The organism is Aquitalea sp. LB_tupeE (assembly GCF_013391415.1).
Taxonomy (GTDB): domain Bacteria; phylum Pseudomonadota; class Gammaproteobacteria; order Burkholderiales; family Chromobacteriaceae; genus Aquitalea.
Genome location: NZ_JACAXB010000026.1, coordinates 175,925 through 201,589, shown reverse-complemented (window position 1 = coordinate 201,589; position 25,665 = coordinate 175,925). Strand labels below are relative to the sequence as shown.

Annotated in this window: 26 protein-coding genes; 19 read left to right on the top strand and 7 right to left on the bottom strand. The window is 60.8% G+C overall.

The genetic code is table 11. The annotated features are described in order from the left end of the window. Position 1 precedes the first annotated feature (1 nt). From recR to hrcA, 6 genes are all read right to left on the bottom strand, one after another. The gene (gene recR / locus HWX34_RS13815) at positions 2–631 is read right to left on the bottom strand and encodes a recombination mediator RecR (protein ID WP_178972774.1); all 630 of its coding nucleotides are present in this window, start codon (positions 629–631) and stop codon (positions 2–4) included. 45 nt (positions 632–676) lie between these two features. After that, positions 677–1,081, bottom strand: coding sequence for a GFA family protein (locus HWX34_RS13810; protein ID WP_178972773.1), 405 nt, complete (start codon positions 1,079–1,081; stop codon positions 677–679). Between the two features lie 174 nt (positions 1,082–1,255). Continuing rightward, the gene (locus tag HWX34_RS13805; protein ID WP_045846077.1) at positions 1,256–1,594 is read right to left on the bottom strand and encodes a YbaB/EbfC family nucleoid-associated protein; all 339 of its coding nucleotides are present in this window, start codon (positions 1,592–1,594) and stop codon (positions 1,256–1,258) included. Between the two features lies 1 nt (position 1,595). Continuing rightward, the gene (gene dnaX, locus HWX34_RS13800; protein WP_178972772.1) at positions 1,596–3,563 is read right to left on the bottom strand and encodes a DNA polymerase III subunit gamma/tau; all 1,968 of its coding nucleotides are present in this window, start codon (positions 3,561–3,563) and stop codon (positions 1,596–1,598) included. A 75-nt stretch (positions 3,564–3,638) separates the two neighbouring features. After that, entirely contained in the window at positions 3,639–4,682 is a 1,044-nt protein-coding gene (mltB, locus tag HWX34_RS13795; protein ID WP_178972771.1) for a lytic murein transglycosylase B, read from the bottom strand. 31 nt (positions 4,683–4,713) lie between these two features. Then, positions 4,714–5,730, bottom strand: a complete 1,017-nt coding sequence (hrcA, locus tag HWX34_RS13790; protein WP_178972770.1) for a heat-inducible transcriptional repressor HrcA — start codon at positions 5,728–5,730, stop codon at positions 4,714–4,716. 160 nt (positions 5,731–5,890) lie between these two features. Between hrcA and recA the strand changes: the two genes are divergently transcribed. From recA to HWX34_RS13695, 19 genes are all read left to right on the top strand, one after another. Beyond that, complete coding sequence (recA, locus tag HWX34_RS13785) at positions 5,891–6,940, top strand: recombinase RecA (protein WP_178972769.1); 1,050 nt, start codon at positions 5,891–5,893, stop codon at positions 6,938–6,940. Positions 6,941–6,955: 15 nt separating this feature from the next. After that, positions 6,956–7,414 (top strand): recombination regulator RecX, encoded by a 459-nt coding sequence (gene recX, locus HWX34_RS13780; protein ID WP_178972768.1) that lies wholly within the window; start codon positions 6,956–6,958, stop codon positions 7,412–7,414. Between the two features lie 112 nt (positions 7,415–7,526). Further along, positions 7,527–10,160, top strand: a complete 2,634-nt coding sequence (alaS, locus tag HWX34_RS13775; protein WP_178972833.1) for an alanine--tRNA ligase — start codon at positions 7,527–7,529, stop codon at positions 10,158–10,160. A gap of 93 nt (positions 10,161–10,253) precedes the next feature. Beyond that, positions 10,254–10,991: an ABC transporter substrate-binding protein gene (locus HWX34_RS13770; protein WP_178972767.1), complete on the top strand. Its 738-nt coding sequence runs from the start codon at positions 10,254–10,256 to the stop codon at positions 10,989–10,991. Positions 10,992–11,327: 336 nt separating this feature from the next. Continuing rightward, entirely contained in the window at positions 11,328–12,095 is a 768-nt protein-coding gene (locus tag HWX34_RS13765) for an MBL fold metallo-hydrolase (RefSeq protein ID WP_178972766.1), read from the top strand. Between the two features lie 12 nt (positions 12,096–12,107). Next, the gene (locus HWX34_RS13760; protein ID WP_178972765.1) at positions 12,108–13,616 is read left to right on the top strand and encodes a hypothetical protein; all 1,509 of its coding nucleotides are present in this window, start codon (positions 12,108–12,110) and stop codon (positions 13,614–13,616) included. An 11-nt stretch (positions 13,617–13,627) separates the two neighbouring features. Further along, positions 13,628–15,079, top strand: coding sequence for a hypothetical protein (locus tag HWX34_RS13755; RefSeq protein ID WP_178972764.1), 1,452 nt, complete (start codon positions 13,628–13,630; stop codon positions 15,077–15,079). A gap of 18 nt (positions 15,080–15,097) precedes the next feature. Next, entirely contained in the window at positions 15,098–15,640 is a 543-nt protein-coding gene (locus tag HWX34_RS13750) for an ATP/GTP-binding protein (RefSeq protein ID WP_178972763.1), read from the top strand. After that, positions 15,640–16,275, top strand: a complete 636-nt coding sequence (locus HWX34_RS13745; RefSeq protein ID WP_255496738.1) for a peptidase M23 — start codon at positions 15,640–15,642, stop codon at positions 16,273–16,275. Before HWX34_RS13750 ends, HWX34_RS13745 begins: the two co-directional genes overlap by 1 nt. Before the next feature lie 49 nt (positions 16,276–16,324). Further along, the gene (locus tag HWX34_RS13740; protein WP_045846088.1) at positions 16,325–16,687 is read left to right on the top strand and encodes a roadblock/LC7 domain-containing protein; all 363 of its coding nucleotides are present in this window, start codon (positions 16,325–16,327) and stop codon (positions 16,685–16,687) included. Positions 16,688–17,046: 359 nt separating this feature from the next. Then, entirely contained in the window at positions 17,047–18,492 is a 1,446-nt protein-coding gene (locus tag HWX34_RS13735; protein ID WP_178972762.1) for a circularly permuted type 2 ATP-grasp protein, read from the top strand. Continuing rightward, the gene (locus HWX34_RS13730) at positions 18,486–19,418 is read left to right on the top strand and encodes an alpha-E domain-containing protein (protein ID WP_178972761.1); all 933 of its coding nucleotides are present in this window, start codon (positions 18,486–18,488) and stop codon (positions 19,416–19,418) included. The genes HWX34_RS13735 and HWX34_RS13730 overlap by 7 nt, the downstream gene beginning before the upstream one ends. Before the next feature lie 37 nt (positions 19,419–19,455). Beyond that, positions 19,456–20,244, top strand: a complete 789-nt coding sequence (locus HWX34_RS13725) for a transglutaminase family protein (RefSeq protein WP_178972760.1) — start codon at positions 19,456–19,458, stop codon at positions 20,242–20,244. Positions 20,245–20,290: 46 nt separating this feature from the next. After that, positions 20,291–21,025 (top strand): proteasome-type protease, encoded by a 735-nt coding sequence (locus HWX34_RS13720; RefSeq protein WP_178972759.1) that lies wholly within the window; start codon positions 20,291–20,293, stop codon positions 21,023–21,025. A 72-nt stretch (positions 21,026–21,097) separates the two neighbouring features. After that, on the top strand, positions 21,098–21,721 hold the full coding sequence (locus tag HWX34_RS13715) for a YecA family protein (protein WP_178972758.1): 624 nt from the start codon (positions 21,098–21,100) through the stop codon (positions 21,719–21,721). Positions 21,722–21,833: 112 nt separating this feature from the next. Next, the gene (locus HWX34_RS13710) at positions 21,834–22,904 is read left to right on the top strand and encodes an alginate lyase family protein (protein WP_178972757.1); all 1,071 of its coding nucleotides are present in this window, start codon (positions 21,834–21,836) and stop codon (positions 22,902–22,904) included. 55 nt (positions 22,905–22,959) lie between these two features. Further along, on the top strand, positions 22,960–23,787 hold the full coding sequence (locus tag HWX34_RS13705) for an undecaprenyl-diphosphate phosphatase (protein WP_178972756.1): 828 nt from the start codon (positions 22,960–22,962) through the stop codon (positions 23,785–23,787). Positions 23,788–23,948: 161 nt separating this feature from the next. After that, positions 23,949–24,422: an NUDIX hydrolase gene (locus tag HWX34_RS13700; RefSeq protein ID WP_131359005.1), complete on the top strand. Its 474-nt coding sequence runs from the start codon at positions 23,949–23,951 to the stop codon at positions 24,420–24,422. Positions 24,423–24,428: 6 nt separating this feature from the next. Beyond that, positions 24,429–24,785 carry a co-chaperone YbbN gene (locus tag HWX34_RS13695; RefSeq protein ID WP_178972755.1) on the top strand — a complete coding sequence of 119 codons (357 nt, stop codon included), beginning with the start codon at positions 24,429–24,431 and terminating at the stop codon, positions 24,783–24,785. A gap of 268 nt (positions 24,786–25,053) precedes the next feature. Here the strand turns inward: HWX34_RS13695 and HWX34_RS13690 are convergent, their stop codons facing one another. Continuing rightward, the gene (locus HWX34_RS13690) at positions 25,054–25,659 is read right to left on the bottom strand and encodes a hypothetical protein (RefSeq protein ID WP_178972754.1); all 606 of its coding nucleotides are present in this window, start codon (positions 25,657–25,659) and stop codon (positions 25,054–25,056) included. Positions 25,660–25,665 lie beyond the last annotated feature (6 nt).

Below are 25,665 nucleotides of genomic sequence, written 5' to 3'. Positions count from 1 at the left end.
CTCAGCCCGGCGGCCTGGACGGGTCGGTCTGGGCGGTCAGCGATTTGCGTTCGTACACCGCCTGTGCCAGCGTGCTCAGGTCGACGTATTCCAGCTCGCCGCCCACCGGCAGTCCGCGCGCAATGCGCGACACCTTGGGACCACGGCCCTTGATCAGCTCGGCAATCATGTGGGCGGTGACTTCGCCCTCGGCAGTAAAATTGGTGGCGATCACCACCTCCTCCACCACATCGTCCAGCGCCCGCACCATCAGCTTGTCCAGATTGACTTCCTTGGGGCCGATATTGTCCAGCGGCGAAATACGCCCCATCAGCACGAAATACAGGCCCTGATAGCATTTGGCCTGCTCCAGCGTCATCAGGTCGGCCGGCATTTCCACCACGCACAGCTGGTCCGGCCTGCGCTCCGGGTCGGCACAGATGCTGCACAGCGGGGTTTCGCTGAAGGTATTGCAGCGCTCGCAATGGGTGAGATGGTTCAGCGCCCGATCCAGCGCCCGCGCCAGCTTGTCCGCCCCGGTCTTGTCCCGTTGCAGCAAATGGAAGGCCATGCGCTGGGCGGTTTTGGGGCCGACACCAGGCAGGACTTTCAGGGCAGCAATCAATTGTTCAAGCGCGGGTGGGTTTTTCATCGGCAATCCGAGATACGGGTTTGGCAAAGAGGAACAGGCAAGGCATCAGTCGTCCGGCGCGCCCTGCGGATAACGCGGCAGCTCGTCGTCCAGGTGAAACCAGGGAATGGCACTGGCCGTCCACTCATGACAGTCAGGCCGCAATACCGCTGGCGTTTCCAGTGTGGGAATGGTGATTTCCACCCGCCCGCTGCCATCGGTACATTCATAAAACAGGGTGGAACCGCACTGCCCGCAAAAATGCCGCAGGCCAAGCGCCGAGGAGCGGTAGGCGGTGGTGCTGCCTTGCCAGCGCACGGCACCAGCAGGGTACAGCGCTCCCAGATAAACCGGCGCGCCGCTGGCCAGCTGGCAGGTCTTGCAATAGCAGTAAGTCACGCTCAAGGGGCGGCCATGGCATTGATAGCGCACCGCTCCGCACAGACAACGTCCCTGCAATACCTGCTCCATGCCGGCTCCCACTCCCACAGGCTGTCAATCATTGGCGGGCCCCGCCAGTTGCAAGGGGCTTGGAGCCGCTAACAAAACCTCGTAGAGCACCCGAGTCAAGGCGCGCCGACGCAGACAGTACAGTGAGTACGGCAAGTCGGCGCAACGCAGAATCGGGGGTTTTGTGAGCGGGTCTTAGAACGGCAACTTCATGCCGGCCGGCAGATTCAGGCCGTTGGTAAAGCCGGACATTTTTTCCTGGGAAGTGGCTTCCACCTTGCGTACCGCGTCGTTGACGGCTGCGGCAATCAGGTCTTCCAGCATTTCCTTGTCTTCCTTGGCATCATCCAGCAGGCTGTCGTCGATGGACACGCGCTTCACATCGTGGGCACAAGTCATGACGATTTTCACCAGGCCGGCACCGGACTGGCCTTCCACTTCCACGGTGGCCAGTTCTTCCTGGGCCTTCTTCATGTTTTCCTGCATTTGCTGGGCTTGCTTCATCAGACCAGCGATACCGTTTTTACCGAACATGTCACAACTCCTGCAAAGGTTGAATCGTTTCCGCCACCAGCGTGGCGCCCATTTCGCGCACCAGTTGCTGGATGACCGGATCGTTTTCCAGGCATTGTCGGGCCTGGGCCAGTTGTTCCTGACGATGACGGGCACCCTGCATGGCCGGAGTTTCCAGCCCCAGTTCCTCGATTGTCACCACCAGTTCGACCGGCTGACCGAATTGCTCGGTCAGCGCAGCCTTGAGTTTTTCCTGATAGTCGCGGGTGGCCATGTGACGGAAGCTGTCCGGCACCGCCAGCTCCAGCCGCGACTGACTCCAGTTTTTCAGTACGGCATTGTGTGCCAGCATGCGGGCGGCACCCAGGCGGGTACCCAGCAGGCCCACCAGCGCGCCCCAGTCGCCGTCAAACTGATAGGCCACGGTTTCCGCCAGCTCGGCCTCCTCGGCCTCCTCGGCCATGGCATAGGCTGGCAGGGCATCGCCTTCGTCTCCTTCGTCCCACGGCGCCGCGGTTTCCAGTTCGCTATCTTGCTCGCTGGCCTGGTCTTCAGCTTCAGGCGTCTCTTCAGCAGGCGCGGATGCAGCAACCGGCGCTGCCACAGCAGGCGCAACTTGCGGTGTGGCTACCGCCTCTACCGGCGCGGGTGGCGGTGCGACAGGCTCAGGCCGGGGCGCAGGTTCCGGGTCGGCGTCGGCCGCCGGGGAAGCCTGCTGCTCGGCGGGACGGCTGGCCGGTTTGCGATTGGCCAGGCCGGCCAGCAAGGCGCGGGCGGCAGCCGAACCATCGGTGGTCGGCTCGGCGGCAGTCACCGCAACCGGTGCACTGGCGGCTGCCGGTGCCGGTCGATGACTGGCTGGCGCGGCATTGCTGCGCGGTGCGGTGGTAGTCTCAGCCTGGGCATTGACCGGATGGAAGGCCAGCATGCGCAGCAGGGTCATATTGAAACCGGCGTGTTCGTCCGGTGCCAGCGCCAGATCCTTACGGCCATGAATGGCAATCTGGTAGTACAGCTGCACGTCTTGCGGCGCAATCAGGCTGGCCAGTGCAAACAATGCGTCGCGTTCGGGTTCGTCGTCAGCAATGGCCGTAGGCACGGTCTGCGCCATGGCCAGTTGTTGCAACAGCACGGCCATTTCGGCCAGCACGCTGTCAAAACCGATGCCACGCTGTGCCAGCTGTTCAGCTTCGGCCATCAGCTTTGCGCCATCACCAGCGGCCAGTGCATCCAGCAATACAAACAGGTAGCGACGATCCACCGCGCCCAGCATGGCGCGCACACCGTCTTCACGGACATCGCCCATGCCATAGGCAATGGCCTGATCCAGCAGTGACAGCGCATCGCGCATGGAACCGGCAGCGGCACGGCCCAGCAGGGCGAGCGCAGCGCTTTCGTGCGGCACGTTTTCCACTTGCAGCACATGGGCCAGATGGCCTGCCACTTGCTGTGGCGTCATGTTGCGCAGGGAAAACTGCAGACAGCGCGACAATACCGTCACCGGCACTTTTTGCGGATCGGTCGTGGCCAGAATGAACTTGACGTGGGCCGGCGGCTCTTCAAGCGTCTTGAGCATGGCGTTGAAGGCACTCTTGGACAGCATGTGCACTTCGTCGATGATGTACACCTTGAAGCGGCCGGAAGTGGGCGCATACTGCGCGTTTTCCAGTACTTCACGGATATTGTCGATGCCGGTATTGGAAGCAGCGTCGATTTCCAGCAGGTCGACAAAGCGGCCTGCATCGATCTGGCGACAGGCGGAACACTCACCGCAAGGCTCGGCTGTGGTGCCGGTTTCGCAGTTCAGGCTCTTGGCCAGAATGCGTGCGATGGTGGTCTTGCCCACCCCGCGGGTGCCGGTCAGCAGATAGGCGTGATGCAGCCGCTCTTCTTTCAGGGCATTGGAGAGGGCGCGCACCACGTGCTCCTGGCCGACCAGATCGGCAAAGCGTTTGGGGCGCCACTTGCGGGCAAGGACTTGATAGCTCATGGGGGCGGATTTTAATGGCAATCGGCCGGCAAGGCGACTTCTTTTGACAGTGGCCGCCTGCCGGTATGGCTGGCCTTACTGGGCCGGATTCGCGGGATCAGCCACCGGCTGCGCTGCTTGCTGGGCCTGGGCATTCAGGTAGCGCAAGCGCAGCTCGGCCGCCAGCTCTTGTGCCACCTTGGCATACAGGGTGCTCTTGTTGTAGCGGGTAATCACGTAGAAATTGTTCAGCCCCAGCCAGTATTCCGTCACACCCGGCGCGGTTTCCAGCGGCACCAGTACCGCCTGCACATTATCGGCCACCTGGGCTTGCGGCAGCACACCGCGCGCCTTGAGTTCACCCACCGTCAGATGCAGATTGAATTTGTCCGCCACCAGGCTGCTCAAATCGACGCCCGGTTGCACTGCGGCAGGAATAACGACGTCGTCGCCATGCCGCCAGCCTTGCAGCTGGAAGTAATGCGCCACGCTGCCAATGGCATCGTCGACGTTATTCCAGATGTCGCGATGGCCGCTGCCGTCAAAATCCACCGCCCATTTGCGGAAGCTGGACGGCATGAATTGCGGCAGACCCATCGCCCCGGCGTAAGAGCCTTTGAGCGTCAATGGGTCGATGCCTTCTTCCTTGGACAGCTTGAGGAATTCGGTCAGCTCACCGCGGAAGTACTCGGCGCGGCGCGGGTAGTTGAAGGCAATGGTGGTCAGCGCATCAGCCAGGCGGAAGCTGCCGGTGTTGCGGCCGTAATTGGTTTCTATGCCCAGAATGGCCACCACCATTTCCGGCGGTACGCCATACACCTGCTCGGCACGCTGCAAGGTGGCGGCATGCTGCTGCCAGAAAGCCACGCCGTTTTTCAGCAGGCGTTCGTTGTAAAAACTACCGCGAAACTGATACCAGGGCCGGGATGTCGCCGGCTTGTCCAGAATGGCAATGATGTTGGGCTTGAGCTCCACATTGGCAAATACCGCTTCCAGTTCCGGGCGGTTGAACACGCCACTGGCCACCTGCTCGTCGATATAGCGTTGCACGTCCGCCCTGCCCAGCAAGGCGGCATCAGCCTGCGCCAGGGAAGACATCATGCTGCCAGCCAGCGCGGCGGCCATCAAAAATCGTTTCATCGGAAATTCCGTTTGTTGCCGTCAGTGCGGCTTAATAAGAGAGCGCGCTGGAAACCAGCCGCGCGGTAATGTCGACAATGGGGATCACCCGTTCGTAGGCCATGCGGGTGGGGCCGACCACGCCCAGCGTGCCCACCACCATGCCGTTGATGCTGTAGGGTGCGGTCACCACCGAGCATTCATCCAGCGTCATCACGCCGGACTCCTCGCCGATGAAAATATTCACGCCCTGCGCTTCCTGCCCCTGGTTCAGCAGCTTCAGCAGTTCGGTCTTGCGCTCGAAAGTGGCAAACAGCTCGCGCAGACGCGACAGGTCTTCCGACAGGTCGCGCACATTCAGCAGATTCATGCCACCGGCAATCACTACCGCATCACTGGGGCTGCCCAGCGAACTCTGACCAAAGCGCACCGCGGCCGACATCAGTTCGGTGATGTTACCCTGCAGTTCGCGCAACTCCACTGCCACGCGGCTGGCGATGGCACTCAGGCCCTGGCCGGCATAATGCTGGTTGATGAAATTGCCGGCCTCCACCAGTTCGCTCGGACTGTAATCGCGTTCGGTGGTGAGCAAGTGGTTTTGCACATCGCCATCCAGCGTCACCAGAATCATCAGGATGCGCCGCTCGGACAGGCGCAGGAATTCGATCTGGCGAAAAGCGACATCAGAGCGCTGCGGCGTCACCACCACCCCGGCAAAGTGGGTGAGGTCGGACAGCAAGGTGGATGCCGCCTGCGCAATGCGCTGCGGGCTGTCCGGCTGCAGGCTGCTTTCCAGCTCGCGCATGGCCAGCTCTTCCAGCGGCTGGATGGTCAGCAGATGGTCGACAAACAGGCGATAGCCCTTGGCCGTCGGCACGCGTCCGGCCGAGGTATGCGGCGAGGCAATCAGCCCCATGCCTTCCAGGTCGGCCAGGATGTTGCGGATGGAGGCAGATGACAGCTCCATGCCGGACAGCATGGACAGGGTTTTCGACCCGACCGGCTGACCATCGGCAATATAGCGTTCGATCAGCGTTTTCAGCAGACGTTGTGCGCGCTCGTTCATCATGCTCTCATTTTACCTGACCGGGCGATTCCGACCAGCCTCTCCATCAATACCATGTTGCGTGTATTGGTGTCATTTCAAGCCGCGTTTCGCATTTGTCGGCTCTTGCCTTTGTGCGATAATCCCCCATCTATCGATTCCACTACACGCAATTGGAGACAGCATGGCGTCAGAAGACAAGAGCCGCGCATTGGCGGCAGCCCTTGCCCAGATCGAAAAGCAGTTCGGCAAGGGTTCGATCATGCGGATGAGCGACAACCAGATCAACGAAAACCTGCAAGTGGTATCCACCGGTTCGCTGGGCCTGGACCTGGCACTGGGTGTTGGCGGTCTGCCGCGCGGCCGTGTCGTGGAAATCTACGGCCCGGAATCTTCCGGTAAAACCACCCTGTGTCTGCAGGCCGTGGCCGAAGCCCAGAAACTGGGTGGCACCTGCGCCTACATCGACGCAGAAAACGCACTGGACCCGATCTACGCCCAGAAACTGGGTGTCAACGTGGAAGACCTGCTGATTTCCCAGCCGGACACCGGCGAACAGGCGCTGGAAATCTGCGACATGCTGGTGCGCTCCAGCGGTGTTGACGTAATCGTGATCGACTCGGTGGCCGCCCTGGTACCCAAGGCCGAAATCGAAGGCGAAATGGGCGACAGCCACGTCGGCCTGCAAGCCCGCCTGATGAGCCAGGCACTGCGCAAGCTGACCGCCAACATCAAGCGCACCAACACCCTGGTGATCTTCATCAACCAGATCCGCATGAAGATCGGCGTGATGTTTGGCAACCCGGAAACCACCACCGGTGGTAACGCGCTGAAGTTCTACGCCTCGGTGCGTCTGGATATCCGTCGCGTTGGCGGCATCAAGAAGGCTGACGAGGTAATCGGTAACGAAACCCGCGTCAAAGTGGTGAAGAACAAGGTATCGCCGCCGTTCCGCCAGGCCGATTTCGATATTCTGTACGGTGAAGGCATCAGCCGCGAAGGCGAAATCATCGAGCTGGGCGTCAAGCACGGCTTTATTGAGAAATCCGGCGCCTGGTATGCCTACAACGGCCAGAAAATCGGCCAGGGCAAGGACAATACCCGCGAATGGCTGAAGTCCAACCCGGCCATCGCCCAGGAAATCGAAGGCAAGATCCGCGAAGCGGTCGGCATCAAGGTGGAAATCACCGAGAACGACGCCGAAGAGATGGCTGACGACGTACTGGACGTATAAGTACCCGGCTGGCTGATGGAAAAAAGCCTGAAGGCGCGAGCCGTCGATCTCCTGTCCCGCCGCGAATACACCCGGCGGGAACTGGAGCGGCGGCTCGCGCCGTTTGCCGAAAGCCCGGAACAACTGGCCACCCTGCTGGACGAACTGGCCGAGCGTAACTGGCAGTCCGACAGCCGCTTTGCCCGCCAGTTTGCCGACATAAAGGGCCAGAAATACGGCACCCGGCGGCTGCAGCAGGAAATGCGCCAGCGCGGTGTCGGCCAGGAAGACATTGCCGACGTCCTGGCCGAGCGTGACGATTTGGCCCTGGCCCGGCAACAGTGGGAAAAGAAGTTTGGCAGCGTGGCCAGCACGCCGCAGGAAAGGGCAAAACAGATGCGCTTTCTGGCGGCACGCGGCTTTGGCATGAGTGTCATCCGGCAGGTGATGGCAGGCAGCGGCGATGATGATTTCCCTCCGGACAACCCGGACTAGACGCAGCCTGAGCCGAAGCCCTTGCCAGCCTTGTTGCGGCTTGACACAATCCAGCATGCTCAGCATCAGCCCCCACGCCGATGCCAACGAATTCAATCTTGACGAAAACGACATGAAAACCTCCGAAATTCGCCAGAAATTCCTGGATTTCTTCGCCTCCAAAGGCCACCAGGTAGTAGCCTCCAGTTCGCTGGTACCGTGGGAAGACCCCACCTTGCTGTTTACCAATGCCGGCATGAACCAGTTCAAGGACGTGTTCCTCGGCTTTGACAAGCGCCCCTACACCCGTGCCACCACCAGCCAGAAATGCGTACGCGCCGGTGGCAAGCACAACGACCTGGAAAACGTCGGCTACACCGCACGTCACCATACCTTCTTCGAAATGCTGGGCAACTTCAGCTTCGGCGACTACTTCAAGCGCGACGCCATCCACTTCGCCTGGGAATTCCTCACCGGCGAACAATGGCTGGCCCTGCCGAAGGACAAGCTGATGGTGACGGTGTACGCCACCGACGACGAAGCCTTCGACATCTGGAACAAGGAAATCGGCGTTCCGGCTGACAAGATTGTCCGCATCGGCGACAACAAGGGCGCACCCTACGCTTCGGACAACTTCTGGCAAATGGGCGACACTGGTCCTTGCGGCCCGTGTACCGAAATCTTCTACGATCACGGCGACCATATCTGGGGCGGCCCGCCGGGAAGCCCGGAAGAAGACGGTGACCGCTTCATCGAAATCTGGAACAACGTGTTCATGCAGTTCAACCGCGACGAAACCGGTACCATGCATCCGCTGCCCAAGCCGTCGGTGGATACCGGCATGGGCCTGGAACGCATCTCGGCCGTGCTGCAACACGTACACGCCAACTACGAGATCGACCTGTTCCAGAACCTGCTGAAAGCCGCCGCCCGCGAAACCGGCGTGCCCTTCAGCATGGACGTGCCGTCGCTGAAAGTGATTGCCGACCACATCCGTGCCTGTTCCTTCCTGATTGCCGATGGCGTGATTCCGTCCAACGACGGTCGTGGCTATGTGCTGCGTCGCATTATCCGTCGCGCCATCCGCCACGGTTACAAGCTGGGTCAGAAAGGCCTGTTCTTCCACAAGCTGGTGGCTGATCTGGCCGAGGAAATGGGTCAGGCTTATCCGGAACTGCGCCAGAAGCAGGCCGAAATCGAAGACACCCTGCGCCAGGAAGAACTGCGCTTTGCCGAAACCCTGGACAAGGGCATGGCCCTGCTGGAAACCGCTCTGGCAGCCAACAGCAAGGTGCTGGATGGCGAAACCGCCTTCAAGCTGTACGACACCTTCGGTTTCCCGCTGGACCTGACCGCCGACATCTGCCGCGAACGCGAAGTGGAAGTGGATCAGGACGGCTTCGACAAGGCGATGGAAGCCCAGCGCGAACGCGCCCGTGCCGCTTCGTCCTTCAAGATGGCCGGCAATGTGGATTACAGCGGTGCCGACACCGTGTTCAACGGCTACGAATCCACCAGCGTGGATGCCAAGGTTCTGGCGCTGTACAAGGGCAATGAAGCCGTACAGCAGCTGGAAGCCGGCGACGAAGGCATCGTAGTGCTGGACAATACCGCCTTCTATGCAGAAGGCGGCGGGCAGGTGGGCGATGTGGGTGAAATCTCCGCCCAGGGCGGCGTCGCTGCGCTGTTCGATGTGGCCGACACCCAGAAGGTGCAGGCTGCGGTATTCGGTCACAAGGGCCGTCTGGCACGTGGCAGCCTGAAGGTGGGCGACAGCGTGACCGCCACCATCGACCTGCACAAGCGTGCCGCCACCGCACGCAACCACTCTGCCACGCACCTGTTGCATGCCGCGCTGCGTCATGTACTGGGTGAACATGTGGCGCAGAAGGGTTCGCTGGTGAACCCGGAACGTGCCCGCTTCGACTTTGCCCACAACGAACCGGTTTCTGCCGAGCAATTGGCCGAGGTAGAGCGTATCGTCAACCGCGTGGTGATCCACAACGTGGCAGTCAGCGTTGCTCACATGTCCTACGACGACGCCATCAAGGCCGGTGCCATTGCCCTGTTTGGCGAAAAATACGGCGACACCGTGCGCGTGCTGAAAATGGGCGACTTCTCCACCGAACTGTGCGGCGGTACTCACGTTCAGCGCACCGGCGACATCGGCCTGTTCAAGATCATCGCCGAAACCGGCGTGGCTGCTGGCGTACGTCGTATCGAAGCCGTCACCGGCGAAGGTGCCGTGGCACTGGTGCAGGCACAGGATGGCGAACTGAAAGCCGCCGCGGCCATCGCCCAGGCCCAACCGGGCGAACTGCTGTCCAAGCTGGAAAAACTGCAGGCTGAACTGAAAGCCGCGCAGAAACAGGCGCAGCAGTTGAAGGGCCAATTGGCACTGGGTCAGCTCGACCAACTGCTGGCCGGCAAACAGCAAAGCATCAAGGGCGTGGCCTGCCTGATCAGCAAGATCGACGACATCGACGCTGCCACCCTGCGCGACATGAGCGACAAGGTGATGGACAAGCTGGCAAGCGGCCTGGCACTGCTGGCCTGCGTGGCCGACGGCAAGGTCAGCCTGATTGCCCGTGTCTCGAAGGACCTGACCGGCAAGGTCAAGGCCGGTGAGCTGGTGAATCAGGTTGCCCTGCAAGTAGGCGGCAAGGGCGGTGGCCGCCCGGACATGGCACAGGCCGGCGGCACCCAGCCGGAAAACCTGGCTGCAGCACTGGAAAGCCTGCCGTCCTGGCTGGAAGGCAAGCTGTAAGCATTGCCGCAGGATGAGAACAGCCGTAGGGGCAACCCTGCGGCTGTTGTCGTTTATAGTGTATTCATTATCGCGTGCTTGCCGGAGTCTCCCATGCCAGTCATTCGCCGCCTTCTGTCATGCCTGAACCTCGTCTGCACGGTATTGTTGCTGAACAGCCTGGCCCAGCCTGCCGTGGCGGAAGCGCGGCTGCTGGTGGTCACGGAAAACGAGTCCTGGCTGAATACGGTGGATGGCCAGGGCAGCCTGGTTGGTGCCAGTACGCGCAAGGTCAAAGACATCCTGGCTCGCGCCGGGCTGAAAGCCGATTTTCAGGTCCTGCCCTGGGCCCGTGCCTATCGTATTGCATCCACCCGTCCCAACACCCTGATTTACTCGATTGCCCGTACCAGCATCCGGGAAAACCAGTTTGTCTGGCTCAGTCAGATTGCCTACATGCAACGGGTGTTCTACCGGCTGCACGGCGAAACCTCCGTTGCTCCACAAAACCTGGAACAGGTAAAAAACTGCTGCAAGGTGTGCGTGGGCAATCGTGACGTACAAGAGGAATTCCTGGTCAAGGCCGGATTCCAGGAAAACAGCCAGTACATCACCACCAACAGTCAGCAGGAGTGCCCGCGTTTGCTTCAGAGCGGGGCTGCCCAGCTGCTGATTGCCGACCCGGACCAGCTGCGCAGCCAGCTGATACGACTGAAGCTGCCCGAGCAGCAATTTGACGCGGTATTCACCCTGCCACAGGGCGACCCCTTATACCTGGCCGCCAATCCGGCCAGCGACCCACAACTGCTGCAAGCCATCAGCGAAGCCGCGCACGCACTCAGACAACGCTAAGCCATCATCGCCTGATTGTCTGCTGGTCCGGGCAGCAGCCCGGACAGGCCTGCTTCTGCTTGGTTCACATCTGCTTTGCCATCTGCCTCTGGAAGTCTTTGAATCTACTTCCACATTTCACCGGCCATGTAAAATTTATATTCCATATGCATATTCATCATGCATTTATGCCATTATTGACTCATATCAAAACCGTTTAGAGCCAAATGAAAATAATAAACAGCTTCTCACAAGTCCCGATGACGTTGACAAGCAGACTGCTGCCGATTTTGCCGTAATCGGCTGCATTCCTTCTGCGCACCACGTCCGGGCGGCAATTTCACGCAAGGAACAGTCATGGCTCTGGTGCTTTATGATGATGGTAATCACAAGTGCGTTGCATTTACCGAGCTGGTACAGGGAGAAGGCATCCAGTCCAATCAGTTTGCCATCATCGACAAAGGCGACGGCATGCTGCTGGACCCGGGCGGCAACCTGACTTACAAGCACCTGATTGCCGAGCTGGCCGACTACTTCCTGCCCTCGCACACCCGCTACATTTTCGCCTCCCACCAGGACCCGGACATCATCGCCTCGGCCAATGGCTGGCTGCTGATTACCGATGCCCAGATCATCATCGCGCAGGAATGGGTGCGCTTCTTGCCGCACTTCTGCATTCGCGGGGCCACCGAAGGCCGGCTGATTCCCATCCCGCCACGTGGCATGGACATCACACTGGGGGAGTCCACCCTCAAGATCATTCCGGCGCATTACCTGCACACCGTCGGCTTTTTCCAGGTGTACGACCCGATCAGCAAAATCCTGTTCTCCGGCGACATCGGTGCCTCGCTGATGGACGGCCACGACGCCGGCAAACCGGTGGCCGACTTCGACGCCCACCTGATCGACCGGCACATGCTGGGCTTTCACAAGCGTTACATGACCAATAACAAGGCCTGCCGCCTGTGGGTGAACATGATTCGCCAGCTGGATGTGGAATGGATCGTGCCGCAGCACGGCGGCTCGTTCAAGGGCAAGGACATGGTCAAGCGTTTCCTCGACTGGTTTGAAACCCTGGAATGCGGTACCGACCTGATTACCGCCGCCGATTACACGCTGGATTGAGCAGCCTGCCCCATGGACTCCCTTAGCACCTTGCTTGCCCAATTAAGCGCATCACCAGAAGCCATGGCCGCCAGCCTCGTCCTGCTATTGCTGGTGGGCATGCTGCTGGTGGTGCTGTTGCGCCGTCAGCCCGAGGCCAGCGGCCCTGCGCCTCTGCAACAAGGGCAATTGCTGCCGGAAGCTGTCATCCGCCAGCCTCGCCCCCAGGCAGCGCCTCAGCCCACCATCCAGGCCGACGTACTGGCCGAGACAGCAGAGCTCAGCGAAGCCGACAGCGAAGATGAGGGCGAACAAACACTGTCCTACGCCGTTGACGACCTGGACATCCTGGCCGAAGTTGACGTGTTTTTGCAGTTTGGCTATCTGGAACAGGCCGCTCTGGCCCTGCGCAGCTATGTGGATGGCAGTTCGGTCAATGCGCCCAGCCAGCTCAAGCGCCTGTCCGAGCTTTATCTCAGCCTGCGCTGGATTGATGACTACAGCGACATGCTCGAACGCCTGCATGAACGCAGCCTGCTGGACCGGCAGCAGCTGACCGACGCGGTGTTCCTGGGCTTGCAGGAAGACCCGCAAAACCTGTCGCTGCGCGTGGTGGCCGAAAGCCGGCTGGGCTTGGGCATAGACGCGGTCAACCAGCAACTGGGCGATCACCTGCCCCAGCACAGTCATGAAGAACTGCTGCTGCGTGCTGTCGGCCAGACACCGGATCAGCCGGTGGTATCCACCAGTGAAGCCGTGCAGATTGCCGCGCAACTTCCCCGCGTAGTGCTGGTGGAAGGCAGCACCGAACTCTCTCCGCTGAACCCGCGCGAACTGGCTACGCTCACCGCCCTGCTGCCTGCGGCCCGTCAGGCCAGCATCCTGCTGGCCTGCCACGAACCGGCCGCTGCCCTGCCCGCCCTGCAAAGCATGGCCGCTGAAGAAGGCGTCTCGCTGTCCCGGCTGATCGACACCCTGCGAGCCTGCTACATGACGCGCAAGCTGTCCCTGTTCTGCCGCTATCTGTGGCAATTTCACGTGGCCATTGGCAACGCCGGGCTCAATCTGAAGCAACAGTTGCTGCAACTGGGCTACCGGCTGGGTGAACACCCGCTGTTACTGGCACTGGAAGCCCAGCCAGACCGTATGGCGCTGGAAGAAATCGGCCGTCGCATGGGGTATATCCACGCGCAGGCACCAAGCACTCAGCGCCTGCCGCTACTGCTGGTCGGTCAGCCGCAACAGGCTGGACAGGTGCTGGATGATGCACTGGCCGAAGCCGAGCAGTTTGTTGAATTCGGCCAGATCGACATGGCCATCAAGACGCTGGAAGCGGCAGTACTGGCGAATCCGGCTGATGCCACGCTCTACCCGCCGCTGCTCAAGCTGTACGAACACCTGGGCGATCTGGCGCGCTTTACCTGGCTGACCCGCCAAGTGCGCGAGCAGTTGGCCTGCCCGCCCATCGAAATCACCGCCATGCTGGGCCAGTTCGTACAAGCCATGAAGCAACGCCTCAACCAGCCACGTCTTGCGGCCTGAGAAACCAGACCATGATGCCCAGCAACACTGCACAAACCCAATCCATCACCGTCATGCCGGTGGGCATGGATACCCGCAAACTGTCGGTATTCCGCATGGCGTTTCGCATGCACCACTCGCATCAGCACTACCAGCTGCTGGATGAGGCCCCGGGCCTGAATCCGGACCTGGCCATTGTCGATGTGGACAGCATCACCGGCTGGAATGCCTGGCATGATTTCCGCGCCGAACACCCGCACCTGCCTGCGCTGATCGTCACCACCACGCCACCCAGTGACGCCCCGGCAGCGGTACTGCGCAAGCCTATCCGCATTGAAACCCTGTTTCCGCAAATGCGCGAGCTGCTACGCCAGCCGCCGCAAACCAGCCCGCTGCGCACCATGCTGGAGCAAACACCCGCACAGCGGCCAGCGCATGCCGCTGCACACCCAGCCAGGACTACAAACCAGGCGGACACCAGCAGCCACGCTACGGTCAGCGATGCCGCAGCCTATGTGGCCAGCGTGGCCCCCACGCTGGATGCGGTGATCAGCCAGTCACAGGCCGCCCATCGTGCCGAGGCCGCCGCCCGCCAGCAGGAAAGCCACAAGGTGGCAGCATCCGATTTGCCCCAGCTGATGGACTTGCCGGATGACTCGACCGCGGCGGATAGCGCAGCAGAGCAGCAGGATACCGCGCAGGCAAACAGCCATGACGACGTGGTGCGCAGCATGCTGCCGCCGAGCAGTACGAATCACACCAGCCCCACTCAGCCTGCAGCCCATGCCGAAACACACATCATCAACTATGCCCGTTTCGATCCGCATGCCGGCCTGTTCGGCCTGGTGGCGCGCCTGTTGCGCCAGCGCAGCAATGCGGTAGTGCGCGTGCGCGAGGTGCCGGTGCTGATCGTACAGGCAGCGCAAGACAAGGCCTGGCTGCTGCAACCACTGGACAGCCTGCAAGCGCTATGCGCCCACAGCAGCCAGGAAGTGGACCATCAAGCCTGGAACGACGGCAGCGCCCCCGCCAAAGGGGAGGAAATCCGCCCGCAAACCCTGGCCTGGCAGCTTGCCATCTGGACCTGTCAGGGGAGGCTGATGCGTGGCATCTCCGCCGACACCCCTATACGCCTGCGCTACTGGCCAAATCTGACGCGGCTGGCCCCCATTCCGGAAGCCATGCGCATCACTGCCTTTCTGACGCGTACCCCGGTGAATCTCAAGCTGATCACCCGCTTGCTGAAAGTGCCGCCGGAGCATCTGTTCAACTATCTGGCAGCCGCCTATGGCATCGGCATCCTGGACTTGCCAAACCGCAACACCACCTTGCAGGTGATGAGCACCGAACCGGTGCGCCCCCCGCCACGCAAGGAAGCCGCTGCTGCCGTATCCGCGACGGATACAGCCCCGGCCAGCATCCAGACCGCACCAGGCAGTGGCAGCTTGCTGTCGCGACTGCTGAAAAAAGTCATTGGCCTGTAACCAGGAACCCCCTTATCCATGCGAGCTTACGATAACAAAATCATCTTTGCCGGACCGGTAGGCGCTGGCAAAACCACCGCCATTGGCGCCATCAGTGATATTGCACCGGTTACGACCGATGCCCGCGCATCCGACATGACGCTCAACCGCAAAGACACCACCACCGTAGCACTGGACTACGGGGTGCTGATGCTGGACGAGGCCACCAAGGTGCACCTGTATGGCACACCAGGTCAGGAACGCTTTGACTTCATGTGGGACATTCTCAGCCATGGCGGTATCGGGCTGATCCTGCTGCTGGACAATACCCGGGCCAACCCGGTGAAAGACCTGCAATTCTTCCTGAATGCCTTTCGCGACATGCTGAAAGTCGCCCCGCTGGTGATTGGCGTCACCAAGACCGATGTGCGCGCCACGCCCAGCATCGAAACCTATGCCGCGCTGCTGGAAAAATTCGATATGCGCCCGCCCATTTTCGAAATTGACGCCCGCTCCCGGGAGGACGTCAAAAAACTGGTGCTGGCCTTGCTGTTCTCCATTGATCCCGGGCTGGAAAGCTGATGATGTCAGACCACCTTGCGCTCAAGGACGCCTTGTATCCGATCACCAGTCCGGCCGGTGCCTATTACGCGGTATCCAGCCCGGATCAGGATGCCGCGCGCGTGCTGCTCACCCATATCCTGCGCCTTGGACATGCAGTTCCGCTCACCACCGATTTGCTGGCCGAATGGCATGACAACAATCTGGAACGCGGGCTGGAAACCCTGTATCGCCTGCAACGACTGGATTTTGTCCACGGCACCACCGAGCCGCGCCCCGCACTGGCGATGAATCTGGAAAGCCAGTTGCCCACGCTGCTGGCCGCATTGTCCGATACCGGCCGGGCCTTGCTGGCCGACGACAACGGCCTGTACTACGCCACCGCGGGTTTTCACCACGAATCGGCCGAAGAAATTGCCGCACTGGCCGGCGACATCATGTCGCTCAATCGCCGCCATGGTTTGCTGCTGAAAAACAATCTCAACATCCATAGTCTCGCCTGGGCGGTCAGCAACCCGGCCGGTCATAGCGAGCTGGGCTTTTTCCCCTTGCATGTGGGCCAGCAGTCATTCGTGCTGGTGATAGGCGGTACACCGCAATTGCAAGACGAACACTTCGTGACGCTGATCGAATTGCTCAGCCGTCGTTACGCCTGAACAAGCGCCCGCCCCGACACGGGCCACAGAATATCCCCTGGAGAAAACCATGCGTGAACAAATGCTCAAATCCATCCTGAGTGACCTCAACGGTGCCTCGGCCGATATCGAAGCTTCGGCCATCATCTCGTCCGACGGCCTGACCATGGCCGCTCTGCTGCCACAGGATGTGGACGAAGACCGGGTAGGTGCCATGGCCGCCGCCATGCTGTCACTGGGTGAGCGCACCGCCAAGGAACTGGCTCGCGGTGAACTGGAACAAGTCATGGTAAAAGGGGACAACGGCTACATCCTGATGAGTTATGCCGGCAAGGATGCCGTACTCACCGTGATTGCCCGGCGTGAAGCCAAGCTGGGCCTGATTTTCCTCGATGCCAAACGCGCCGCACGCAATATCGCCGAAATCCTCTGATCACCCGGACAGCCGGTGGCAGGTGGCCTTCACGCCCACCTGCCCCGGCATCGCCAACCCGGACTGCACCGCCCTGCACCATTCTCAGCCACAGCCTGCACCACAGTTTGCACCCATGTGTCATTAAGGTGCAGCACCGCCATCTTTCTTTATTTTTTACAGCAGCATTAATCAATCAATTTTCAATGCAGCGCTGAAAAACGGCGCTCAGCACCACGACCTCCCACCTGCTCGCCCAGCGCTTTACCTGCTTCAGGCCTGCGCCCTGCCTGGGTCACGGTCAAAATGACGGTTGCCCGGCATTTCTGGGCACGCTTATTGCCTTACTCCCTTTACAAGCCAACAAGGGGGAATGCGCGATGCACCGGATTACACCGCTAGACCACACCCACTACGACGAAATGCTGATGCCCGGGCAAGACACCCGCCCGTCCTACCAGCGTTTTGCCAACTGGCTGAACCAGGCGCCACTGGCCTGGCTGCGCGACAAGCAAAGCGAGGCTGACACCCTGTTTCGCCGCGTGGGCATCACCTTTGCCGTATACGGCGACGAGAGCGGCTCGGAACGGCTGATTCCGTTTGACACCATTCCACGCATCATTTCTGCCAGTGAATGGAAAACCCTGGAAGCAGGCTGCATCCAGCGCGTCACGGCACTCAACCGCTTCTTGCACGACATTTACCACGAACAGGAGATCCTCAAGGCCGGCATCATCCCGCCCGAGCAAATCCTCACCAATGCCGGCTACCAGCTGGCCATGCAGGGCATAGACCTGCCGCGCCAGGTATACGCCCACATTGCCGGGGTGGACATCATCCGCCACAACGACGGTGGCTTTTATGTGCTGGAGGACAATCTGCGCACCCCATCCGGCGTGAGCTACATGCTGGAAAACCGCAAGATGATGATGCGGCTGTTCCCCGAGCTGTTTGCCAGCCATGACATCACCCCGGTGGAGCACTACCCCAACATGCTGCTGGATACCTTGCGCTCGGTATCGCCTGCCGAAGTGGACAACCCCACGGTAGTGGTACTCACACCCGGTCAGTACAACAGCGCCTATTTCGAGCACGCCTTCCTGGCCAGCCAGATGGGGGTGGAGCTGGTAGAGGGCCAGGACTTGTTCGTCAAGAACGGCTATGTCTACATGCGCACCACCTCCGGCCCGCAACAGGTGGATGTCATTTACCGCCGACTGGACGATGCCTATCTGGACCCGCTGGCCTTCAATCCCGACTCCATGCTGGGCGTGCCCGGCCTGATGTCGGTGTACCGCGAAGGCCGCGTCACCGTATGCAATGCGGTGGGCACCGGCGTGGCGGATGACAAGTCCATCTACCCCTATGTGCCGGACATGATCCGCTTTTATCTGGGCGAGGAGCCCATCCTGCATAACGTGCCCACCTGGCAGTTGCGTAAGCCGGACGACCTGGCCTACGTGCTGGAGCATCTGGCCGAGCTGGTGGTGAAGGAAGTCCACGGTGCCGGTGGCTACGGCATGCTGGTGGGCCCGGCCGCCACCCAGGCGGAAATCGAAGCCTATCGCCTGCGTATTCTGGAAGACCCGGCCAACTTCATTGCCCAGCCCACGCTGTCCTTGTCCACCTGCCCCACTTTTGTCGAATCCGGCATTGCGCCGCGCCATATCGACCTGCGCCCCTTCGTGCTGTCGGGCAAGAAAGTGCAGCTGGTGGCCGGCGGCCTTACCCGTGTGGCACTGCGAGAAGGCTCGCTGGTGGTCAACTCGTCGCAAGGCGGCGGCACCAAAGATACCTGGATACTGAAGGAGGACATCACATGTTGAGCCGAATGGCAGGGTGCCTGTACTGGATGGCACGCAATATGGAACGCGCCGAAAATACTGCGCGCTTGCTGGATGTCAGCTTGCAGATGTCGCTGCTGCATGCGTCTTCGCAAGACGATTTGCTGGTACCGCTGGATGTCACCGGCAGCACGGCGGATTTTCTGCGCCGTCACCACACCCCCACCCCGCAAGCCGTGCTGCACTACCTGGCACTGGACAGTGAGAACCCTGGCAGTATTTACAACTGCATGCGCAATGCACGGGAAAACGCCCATGTGGTGCGGGTGAAAATCACCACCGAAATGTGGGAACAGGTCAACGGCACCTGGCTGGAAATGCGCGAATGGCATGCCCGCGGCATGGATACCCGCAGCGCTTCCACCTTTCTGGAATGGGTGCGCGAACGCTCCCACCTGTTCCGTGGCGCAGGCTACGGCACCATGTTGCGCAACGACACCTTCCACTTTTCCCGCCTGGGCACCTTCATCGAACGCGCCGACAACACCGCGCGCATCCTGAACGTGAAAACCAAGCAGATCAGTGACAACGAGCCGGAAGCGGAAAACATCCTCGACTACTACCAGTGGGCGGCGCTGCTGCGCTCGGTGTCCGGCTTCGAGGCCTACCGCGACATCTACCGCGACAGCATCACTCCGGAGCGGGTGGCCGAACTGCTGATCCTGCGCCACGACATGCCGCGCAGCCTGCGCGCCTGCTTTGGCGAAATCAACAAGGTACTGGCACGTATCGAAGGCCATGCCGGTCGCAGCGCACGCCGTCGCGCCAGTGAAATCCAGGCACGGCTGACCTACAGCAGCATCGAGGACATCTTTGCCGACGGGCTGGAGCAAACACTGGACAGCCTGATCAACGACATCATCCTGCTGGGCAACACCATCCACCATAGTTATCTGGAAGCTGCCTGAGTGCAGACCGGTCCGCATCACACAGAAAGGGATAGCCATGAGACTCGCCATCAGCCACGAAACGCTGTATCGCTACGACAGCCCGGTACGTCACAGCACCCAATACCTGCGCCTGACCCCACAAGGCGGCAACGGCCTGAACATTCTGGACTGGCAACTGGAGCTACCGGTGGCTGCCCATCGCAGCACCGACAGCTACGGCAACATCCTGCACGTCCTCACCCTGGACTACCCGCACCAGGAAATCCGCATCAAGGTGAGCGGCACAGTGGAAACCGACGACACCGCGCCCTTGAGCGACGACCTGCCGCCGCTGTTCTTCCTGCGCCAGACCGAGCTGACCACACCGGATGAAGCCCTGTGCCGCTTTGCCGCCGCTTACCGCCAGACAACGCCCAGCCTCGCCCAGCTGCAATCGCTGGTGGAAGGCATTCGCGAGCGCATGCCCTTCTTGCCCGGCGAAACCCAAAGCCACACCCCGGCGGCGGCGGCCTTTGCCAAAGGTGCCGGTGTGTGCCAGGACCATACCCACGTCTTTCTCTGCTGCGCCCGTCAGCTGGGTATTCCGGCGCGCTATGTCAGCGGCTATGTCTACTCGCCCGCACATGCGGCAGACCATGTATCCAGCCATGCCTGGGCCGAAGCCTGGGTGGATGGAGCCTGGCACAGTTTTGACGTGGCCAATGCCGTGGCAGCCAACGAGCATCACCTGAAGCTGGCCATCGGCATGGATTATCTCGATGCCTGCCCGGTGCGCGGTGTGCGCTTTGGCGGTGGCACCGAAAGCATGACCGCTCAGGCGCGCGTCTGGCTGGACGGCCAGTGACACAGCAGCTAGATTGACTCAACTCCACCACACAAGTAGCTGCATCATGACTTACTGCGTCGCCATGAATCTTGCGTCCGGCATGCTGTTTGCCTCGGACTCCCGTACCAATGCCGGGGTGGACCACGTGTCCACCTTTCGCAAGATGCAATTTTTCCAGCAACCGGACGAGCGCCTGCTGGTGATGCTGTCCGCCGGCAACCTGGCCACCACCCAAAGCGTGGTCAGCCTGTTGCGCCAGCGCGCCAGTGCCAGCAGCAGTGAGCGCAACATCCTGAATGTGCCGTCCATGTACGATGCCGCCTGCCTGGTGGGTGACACCCTGCGGGAAATTGTCGAACGTGACGGCCCTACCCTCAGCCAGTCCAAGATCGAAGTCGGCTGTTCCTTCCTGCTGGGCGGGCAAATCCGCGGCGAGGCGCCGCGCCTGTTCAACATCTACCCGCAGGGCAATTTCATCGAGGCCACGCAGGACACACCCTACTTCCAGATCGGCGAAGCCAAGTACGGCAAGCCCATCATCGACCGGGTGGTGAACTACCACACCCCGGTGGAAGACGCCGCCAAGTGTGCACTGATCAGCTTTGACTCCACCATGAAGAGCAATCTGTCGGTCGGCCTGCCCATCGATATGCTGGTGTATGACAAGGACGACTTCGGCCCCGGCATCCACCAGCGCATTACCGAGCACGACCCCTACTACCAGCAACTGCACACCGGCTGGGGCCGGGCACTGCGCGATGCCTTTGCCGCCCTGCCACCGATGCGCTGGAAGGAGTAAACCAGAACAGGGAAGTGGGCAGTCCGGCCCGCGATCAGCGATAATGGCGCATTGAGACCGAAAGACCCGCCGATGAAACACGCTCCGCTGACCGAGGCCGACTACCAGCGCCTGTCCACTACCCTGCAACGTTTCTCCCGCCTGCAGTGCATGAACCTGGAAAAGCTGGACGGCTTTTTCACCGCCTTGCTGTGTGGCCCCGAAGCCATCAAACCCACCGAATGCCTGCCGCTGATCCTGGGCGAAGCCTTTGATGACGAGCAGGCTTTTCGCAGTGAAAAGGATCTGGAAAAATTCGTCGGCCTGCTGATGGGCCACTGGCTGGATATCGCCCACACCCTGCAACAAGGCGCGGAATTCCAGCCCTGGCTGGATGCGGATGAACAAGGCGTGGTGCATGGCAATGACTGGGCCGAAGGTTTTGTCGAAGGCATGCAACTACAGCAAGACGACTGGAACCTGCTGTTTGACGATGCCGAACATGCAACAGCACTGGAAGCCATCATGGCACTGGCCTTCGAACGCCACCCGGACCCGGAAATGCGCCCCTACATCGACAACAGCGACAGCAGCCAGCGCGAACAATGGCTGGCCGCCATCTCCCCCGCCGTACAGGAAATCCACCAGTTTTTTGCCGCCATCCGCGCCCAGATGGAAGCCGAGCTGGAGCAGGACGCCCTCGACCCGGAACACTGAGCGCCCAGTGCCGCAGCAAGCGTAAATATTTGCTAGACTCAGCAAATCTTCACCCTTGATGGCCCTGCGTGCATGCAGTCTGGCTTCCCCAGCTGCTGCCAGACTCCCAGACATGCTGACTAACTGGCGTTCACTGCCCATTTCCCTGAGCATGCTGCTGTGCTGGCTTGCGGGGACAAGCATGGCCATTGCCAGCCAGCCAGCCCCTTGGTGCATGGCTGGCAATGCTGCCCCCTCCTTACTGCACAGGGCAGAGGCCGCGCTCAAGCAAGCGCCCTCCCCCTTGCCGCAGATCCATACCGAAGGAACATTGCCGCACCAGGGCATTTTCGACCAAAGCGTCAAGGCCAAACAGGACTGGTTCCGCATGCGCGACCTGGCACTGGCCTGGCGCGGCACTGGCGACTCTCGCTATCTGGACGGAGTGGCAAGACAGCTGGATGCCTGGACCCCGGTGTATCAACCATCCTTCAACCCCATTGACGAAACCGATCTGGAAGCCCTGATTGACGCCTACGCCATTACCGCCAATCAGTTACCCGCTGCCACCGCCAGTCAGACACGGCAACTGCTACGACAGCTGGCCGAAGGCTATATCTGGCGGATTCGTACGGCCAGTCAGCCGCTGGGTGCCACCTTCAAGAACAACTGGAACAGTCACCGCATCAAGCTGATTACCCTGTCGGCCCTTGCCCTGCAGGATGCCAGCCTGCAAAAAACGGCTGGCGAGCTGTTCCGTCAGCATCTGGAACGCAATATCAATGCCCAGGGTGAAACGCTGGACTACCGCGAACGCGATGCCCTGCACTATGTCACCTACGATCTGGAACCGCTGGTACGGGCGGCGATTGCCGCACGGCAGTGGCAGCAGGACTGGCTGCACGACAAGGCGCCCTCTGGCGGCAGTCTGCAATTGGCACTCAACTGGTTACGCCCCTATGCCGAAGGCCAGTTGCAGCATCAGGAATTTGTCCATTCCCAGGTTCGCTTCGACTTCGTCCGGCGTGAGGCCGGACTGCCAGGTTATGCCGGTAACTGGCAAGCGAACACCAGTCGCAAACTGTATGCACTGGCCTCCCGGCTCTCGCCCGACTACGACAGCACACTGCTGACCGGCCCTCAACTGCCAGACTGGATTCAGCAATGTTGGCCAGGTGGGCCAGATGACACGTCATCAAAATGACTTATTTGTCTGGTAAAAGCTTTCCCATTCCATACCGTACCTACACATCAGAATCATGAATCCAGTTGAAGCACTCTTGTTTGCCGTCATCCAGGGTATCAGTGAACTGTTTCCGATCAGCAGCCTGGGACATGGCATCCTGATTCCGGACTGGCTGCACTGGTCTCTCAATCGTAATCACCCTGACTTCCTTCCCTTCATGGTGATGCTGCACCTGGGCACCGCCCTTGCCTTGCTGCTGTATTTCCATCGCGACTGGCGCGCGCTCATCACCGGCTTCATCCGTGCGCGTGGCAGCAACAGCAATCCGGAAGCCCGGCTGATGTGGCGACTGGTAGCTGGCACCATTCCGGCCGGCCTGCTGGGGCTGCTGCTGGAAAAGCAACTGCGCGTGCTGTTCAGCAGTGCTACGGCCGTGTTGGTTTTTCTCAGTATCAACGGCCTACTCCTGCTGTGGGGCGACCGTAAACAACAGGCGTCCAGCGTCAAGACGCTGGACGAACTGAGCTGGATGGGTGCCATCAAGATTGGTAGCGGCCAGGCATTGGCCCTGCTGCCTGGCATTTCCCGCTCCGGCGTCACCTTGCTCAGCGGCCTGGCCCATGGTTTGAACCACGCCGCCGCAGCGCGCTTCTCCTTCCTGCTGGCCACCCCCATCATCCTGGCGGCCGGCGTGCTGGAACTGCCCAAACTGGCACACAGCGGCCATGCCCAGCCCTGGGGTTTGTTACTGAGCTGCGGACTGCTGTCCGGGGCCTGTGCCTATGCCAGCACCTGGTTTCTCATGCGCTATTTCAAGAAAAGCGAATTCGAATCGCTGCGCCCCTTCGGCTGGTATTGTCTGCTGCTGGGCTTGGGTGGGCTGGCACTACACTGGCTATAAGCAATGTGGGGGTTTTCTGGATGCATGGCAGTACATGCCATCAAATCGTCCAGGACAGGCATAAAGACACATTGACTGTTTGTCCCGGCCAAGGGCTTCCATTAGAATAGTCGACAGAACTGGGCCGCCATTTGCGGCCCGTATCTGTTATATCGAGACGCATGAGAAATCAGGACGACAAAAAGCCCGATCAACGCCTGCCGGCTGATCTGGCACGACGTGCCACCGCCATTATCGAATTGCCCGACGGCGTTCTGGTTACCGCTGCGCGTGGCAGCCGCTACAACCTGCCGGGAGGCAAGGCCAATCGGGGAGAGTTACGCTCCCAGGCGCTGATTCGCGAAATCCGCGAGGAAACCGGGCTGCGCATCAACTCCATGCTCTACCTGTTCGACCACATCACCCCGCACAATGCCCACAAGGTTTACCTGTGCATTGCGCAGGGCCAGGCACGCCCGCAAGGCGAAATCGAACGGATTGCGCTGGTTTCCTCACCAGACACCGAGCTGGACCTGTTCGTGGAAAGCCGCGCCATCCTGCGCCGCTACGCCCGCCTGCGTAATGAAGAAACCGCCAAAGGCCAGGCATTACGTGCCATTCTGGGCCTGGCACGCTATATCGCCAAGGTAGACTGAGCCACCATGTCCGGCACGGACAGCGCCCGCTGGCTTCAGCTGGACGAATTCGGTTTTCATCACACACTGGCTGCCCTGCCCGGCAATACCCTGGTGCTGTTTGGCCAGCCGGGCTGCTCTGCTTGCCACGCCTGGCACCAGCTACTGGAGACATGGCAACCCGACGGCCTGCAACAACTGGCCTATGTCGATGTGCAAGCAAGCATGGCCTTGGCCCATGCCTTTGAAATTTTCCACCTGCCCACCTTGCTGCTGTTTGTGAATGGCCAGTATCACGGCCAACTGCACAGCCCCATGCAGCGCCACGCCATCAACCAGGTACTACAACAGTTGCTGGCGGCACCGGCCAGCGAAGAACCCTGAAGCGGGCCATGCGCCGCATATAGCGACAAGGGCTGCCCATGGGCAGCCCTTGTCGCTGGCAACCCCTTCTCGCTTTCCTTTCAGAAAGCGAGGCTCCCTTACAGGGTAAGGGCGGGGGAATAGGGAATAGATGGGAAGGCTGCGGAATCAGTCACTTCATCAAAAGGCCCGGCTTTGCCGGGTCCGCTGAAATCGCAGCAAATCACTTTGTCAGCAGCCTGGGCTGCCCGTGGGCAGCCCAGGCTGCTGACAAATACGCTGCTGCGTATTACAAATCGCTACTGCTCTTGCCGCCTGCAGGCGCGCTGTCAGCCGGAGCCGAGACCTCACCCACGGCGCTGAGCATGTCCTGCGGAATGGTCACCCAGCCCATGCTGCTGGCCAGCTGCAAGCTCATGGCCAGTGTCAGCATGGCCACCGGAGCAAACAGCATCACCCCCAACAGCACGCGCACCCGGCCAACGCCGGACACCACCGCCATGCTGTTCACCATCAGGGCGATGGTCAGCAAAGACAGCGCCAGGTCAGCACCTAGAGCGGCGTCATCCGGCAGCCAGCTGGTCAGCGGCTCGACAAACTGCAAGCTGTTGCACAGCACGATCAGGCCGAACAGCGAACCTTCGGGCCGCCACTTGGCCAAGCGCAGCCACACCGTGATGAACTGGGTGAACAGCAAGGTTTCCAGCCAGGTAAACAGCAGCATGAACAGCATGCGGCCAAGCACGTTATTGCCCAGCTCACCGGTGCCGCCGCTGGCAACCAGCCCGAGTACCGTCAGCAACAAGGCTGGCATCCAGCGCGGGTACTGGTATTGCTCCAGCGGCCCCACCCGGAAACGCAGCAGCCCCAGCAAATCATCAATCAGACGGTGCATGATGCC

Coding starts and splice junctions, on each gene's coding strand:
- recR (WP_178972774.1), bottom strand. CDS start 631: ATGAAAAACCCACCCGCGCTTGAACAATTGATTGCTGCCCTGAAAGTC.
- HWX34_RS13810 (WP_178972773.1), bottom strand. CDS start 1,081: ATGGAGCAGGTATTGCAGGGACGTTGTCTGTGCGGAGCGGTGCGCTAT.
- HWX34_RS13805 (WP_045846077.1), bottom strand. CDS start 1,594: ATGTTCGGTAAAAACGGTATCGCTGGTCTGATGAAGCAAGCCCAGCAA.
- dnaX (WP_178972772.1), bottom strand. CDS start 3,563: ATGAGCTATCAAGTCCTTGCCCGCAAGTGGCGCCCCAAACGCTTTGCC.
- mltB (WP_178972771.1), bottom strand. CDS start 4,682: ATGAAACGATTTTTGATGGCCGCCGCGCTGGCTGGCAGCATGATGTCT.
- hrcA (WP_178972770.1), bottom strand. CDS start 5,730: ATGATGAACGAGCGCGCACAACGTCTGCTGAAAACGCTGATCGAACGC.
- recA (WP_178972769.1), top strand. CDS start 5,891: ATGGCGTCAGAAGACAAGAGCCGCGCATTGGCGGCAGCCCTTGCCCAG.
- recX (WP_178972768.1), top strand. CDS start 6,956: ATGGAAAAAAGCCTGAAGGCGCGAGCCGTCGATCTCCTGTCCCGCCGC.
- alaS (WP_178972833.1), top strand. CDS start 7,527: ATGAAAACCTCCGAAATTCGCCAGAAATTCCTGGATTTCTTCGCCTCC.
- HWX34_RS13770 (WP_178972767.1), top strand. CDS start 10,254: ATGCCAGTCATTCGCCGCCTTCTGTCATGCCTGAACCTCGTCTGCACG.
- HWX34_RS13765 (WP_178972766.1), top strand. CDS start 11,328: ATGGCTCTGGTGCTTTATGATGATGGTAATCACAAGTGCGTTGCATTT.
- HWX34_RS13760 (WP_178972765.1), top strand. CDS start 12,108: ATGGACTCCCTTAGCACCTTGCTTGCCCAATTAAGCGCATCACCAGAA.
- HWX34_RS13755 (WP_178972764.1), top strand. CDS start 13,628: ATGATGCCCAGCAACACTGCACAAACCCAATCCATCACCGTCATGCCG.
- HWX34_RS13750 (WP_178972763.1), top strand. CDS start 15,098: ATGCGAGCTTACGATAACAAAATCATCTTTGCCGGACCGGTAGGCGCT.
- HWX34_RS13745 (WP_255496738.1), top strand. CDS start 15,640: ATGATGTCAGACCACCTTGCGCTCAAGGACGCCTTGTATCCGATCACC.
- HWX34_RS13740 (WP_045846088.1), top strand. CDS start 16,325: ATGCGTGAACAAATGCTCAAATCCATCCTGAGTGACCTCAACGGTGCC.
- HWX34_RS13735 (WP_178972762.1), top strand. CDS start 17,047: ATGCACCGGATTACACCGCTAGACCACACCCACTACGACGAAATGCTG.
- HWX34_RS13730 (WP_178972761.1), top strand. CDS start 18,486: ATGTTGAGCCGAATGGCAGGGTGCCTGTACTGGATGGCACGCAATATG.
- HWX34_RS13725 (WP_178972760.1), top strand. CDS start 19,456: ATGAGACTCGCCATCAGCCACGAAACGCTGTATCGCTACGACAGCCCG.
- HWX34_RS13720 (WP_178972759.1), top strand. CDS start 20,291: ATGACTTACTGCGTCGCCATGAATCTTGCGTCCGGCATGCTGTTTGCC.
- HWX34_RS13715 (WP_178972758.1), top strand. CDS start 21,098: ATGAAACACGCTCCGCTGACCGAGGCCGACTACCAGCGCCTGTCCACT.
- HWX34_RS13710 (WP_178972757.1), top strand. CDS start 21,834: ATGCTGACTAACTGGCGTTCACTGCCCATTTCCCTGAGCATGCTGCTG.
- HWX34_RS13705 (WP_178972756.1), top strand. CDS start 22,960: ATGAATCCAGTTGAAGCACTCTTGTTTGCCGTCATCCAGGGTATCAGT.
- HWX34_RS13700 (WP_131359005.1), top strand. CDS start 23,949: ATGAGAAATCAGGACGACAAAAAGCCCGATCAACGCCTGCCGGCTGAT.
- HWX34_RS13695 (WP_178972755.1), top strand. CDS start 24,429: ATGTCCGGCACGGACAGCGCCCGCTGGCTTCAGCTGGACGAATTCGGT.
- HWX34_RS13690 (WP_178972754.1), bottom strand. CDS start 25,659: ATGCACCGTCTGATTGATGATTTGCTGGGGCTGCTGCGTTTCCGGGTG.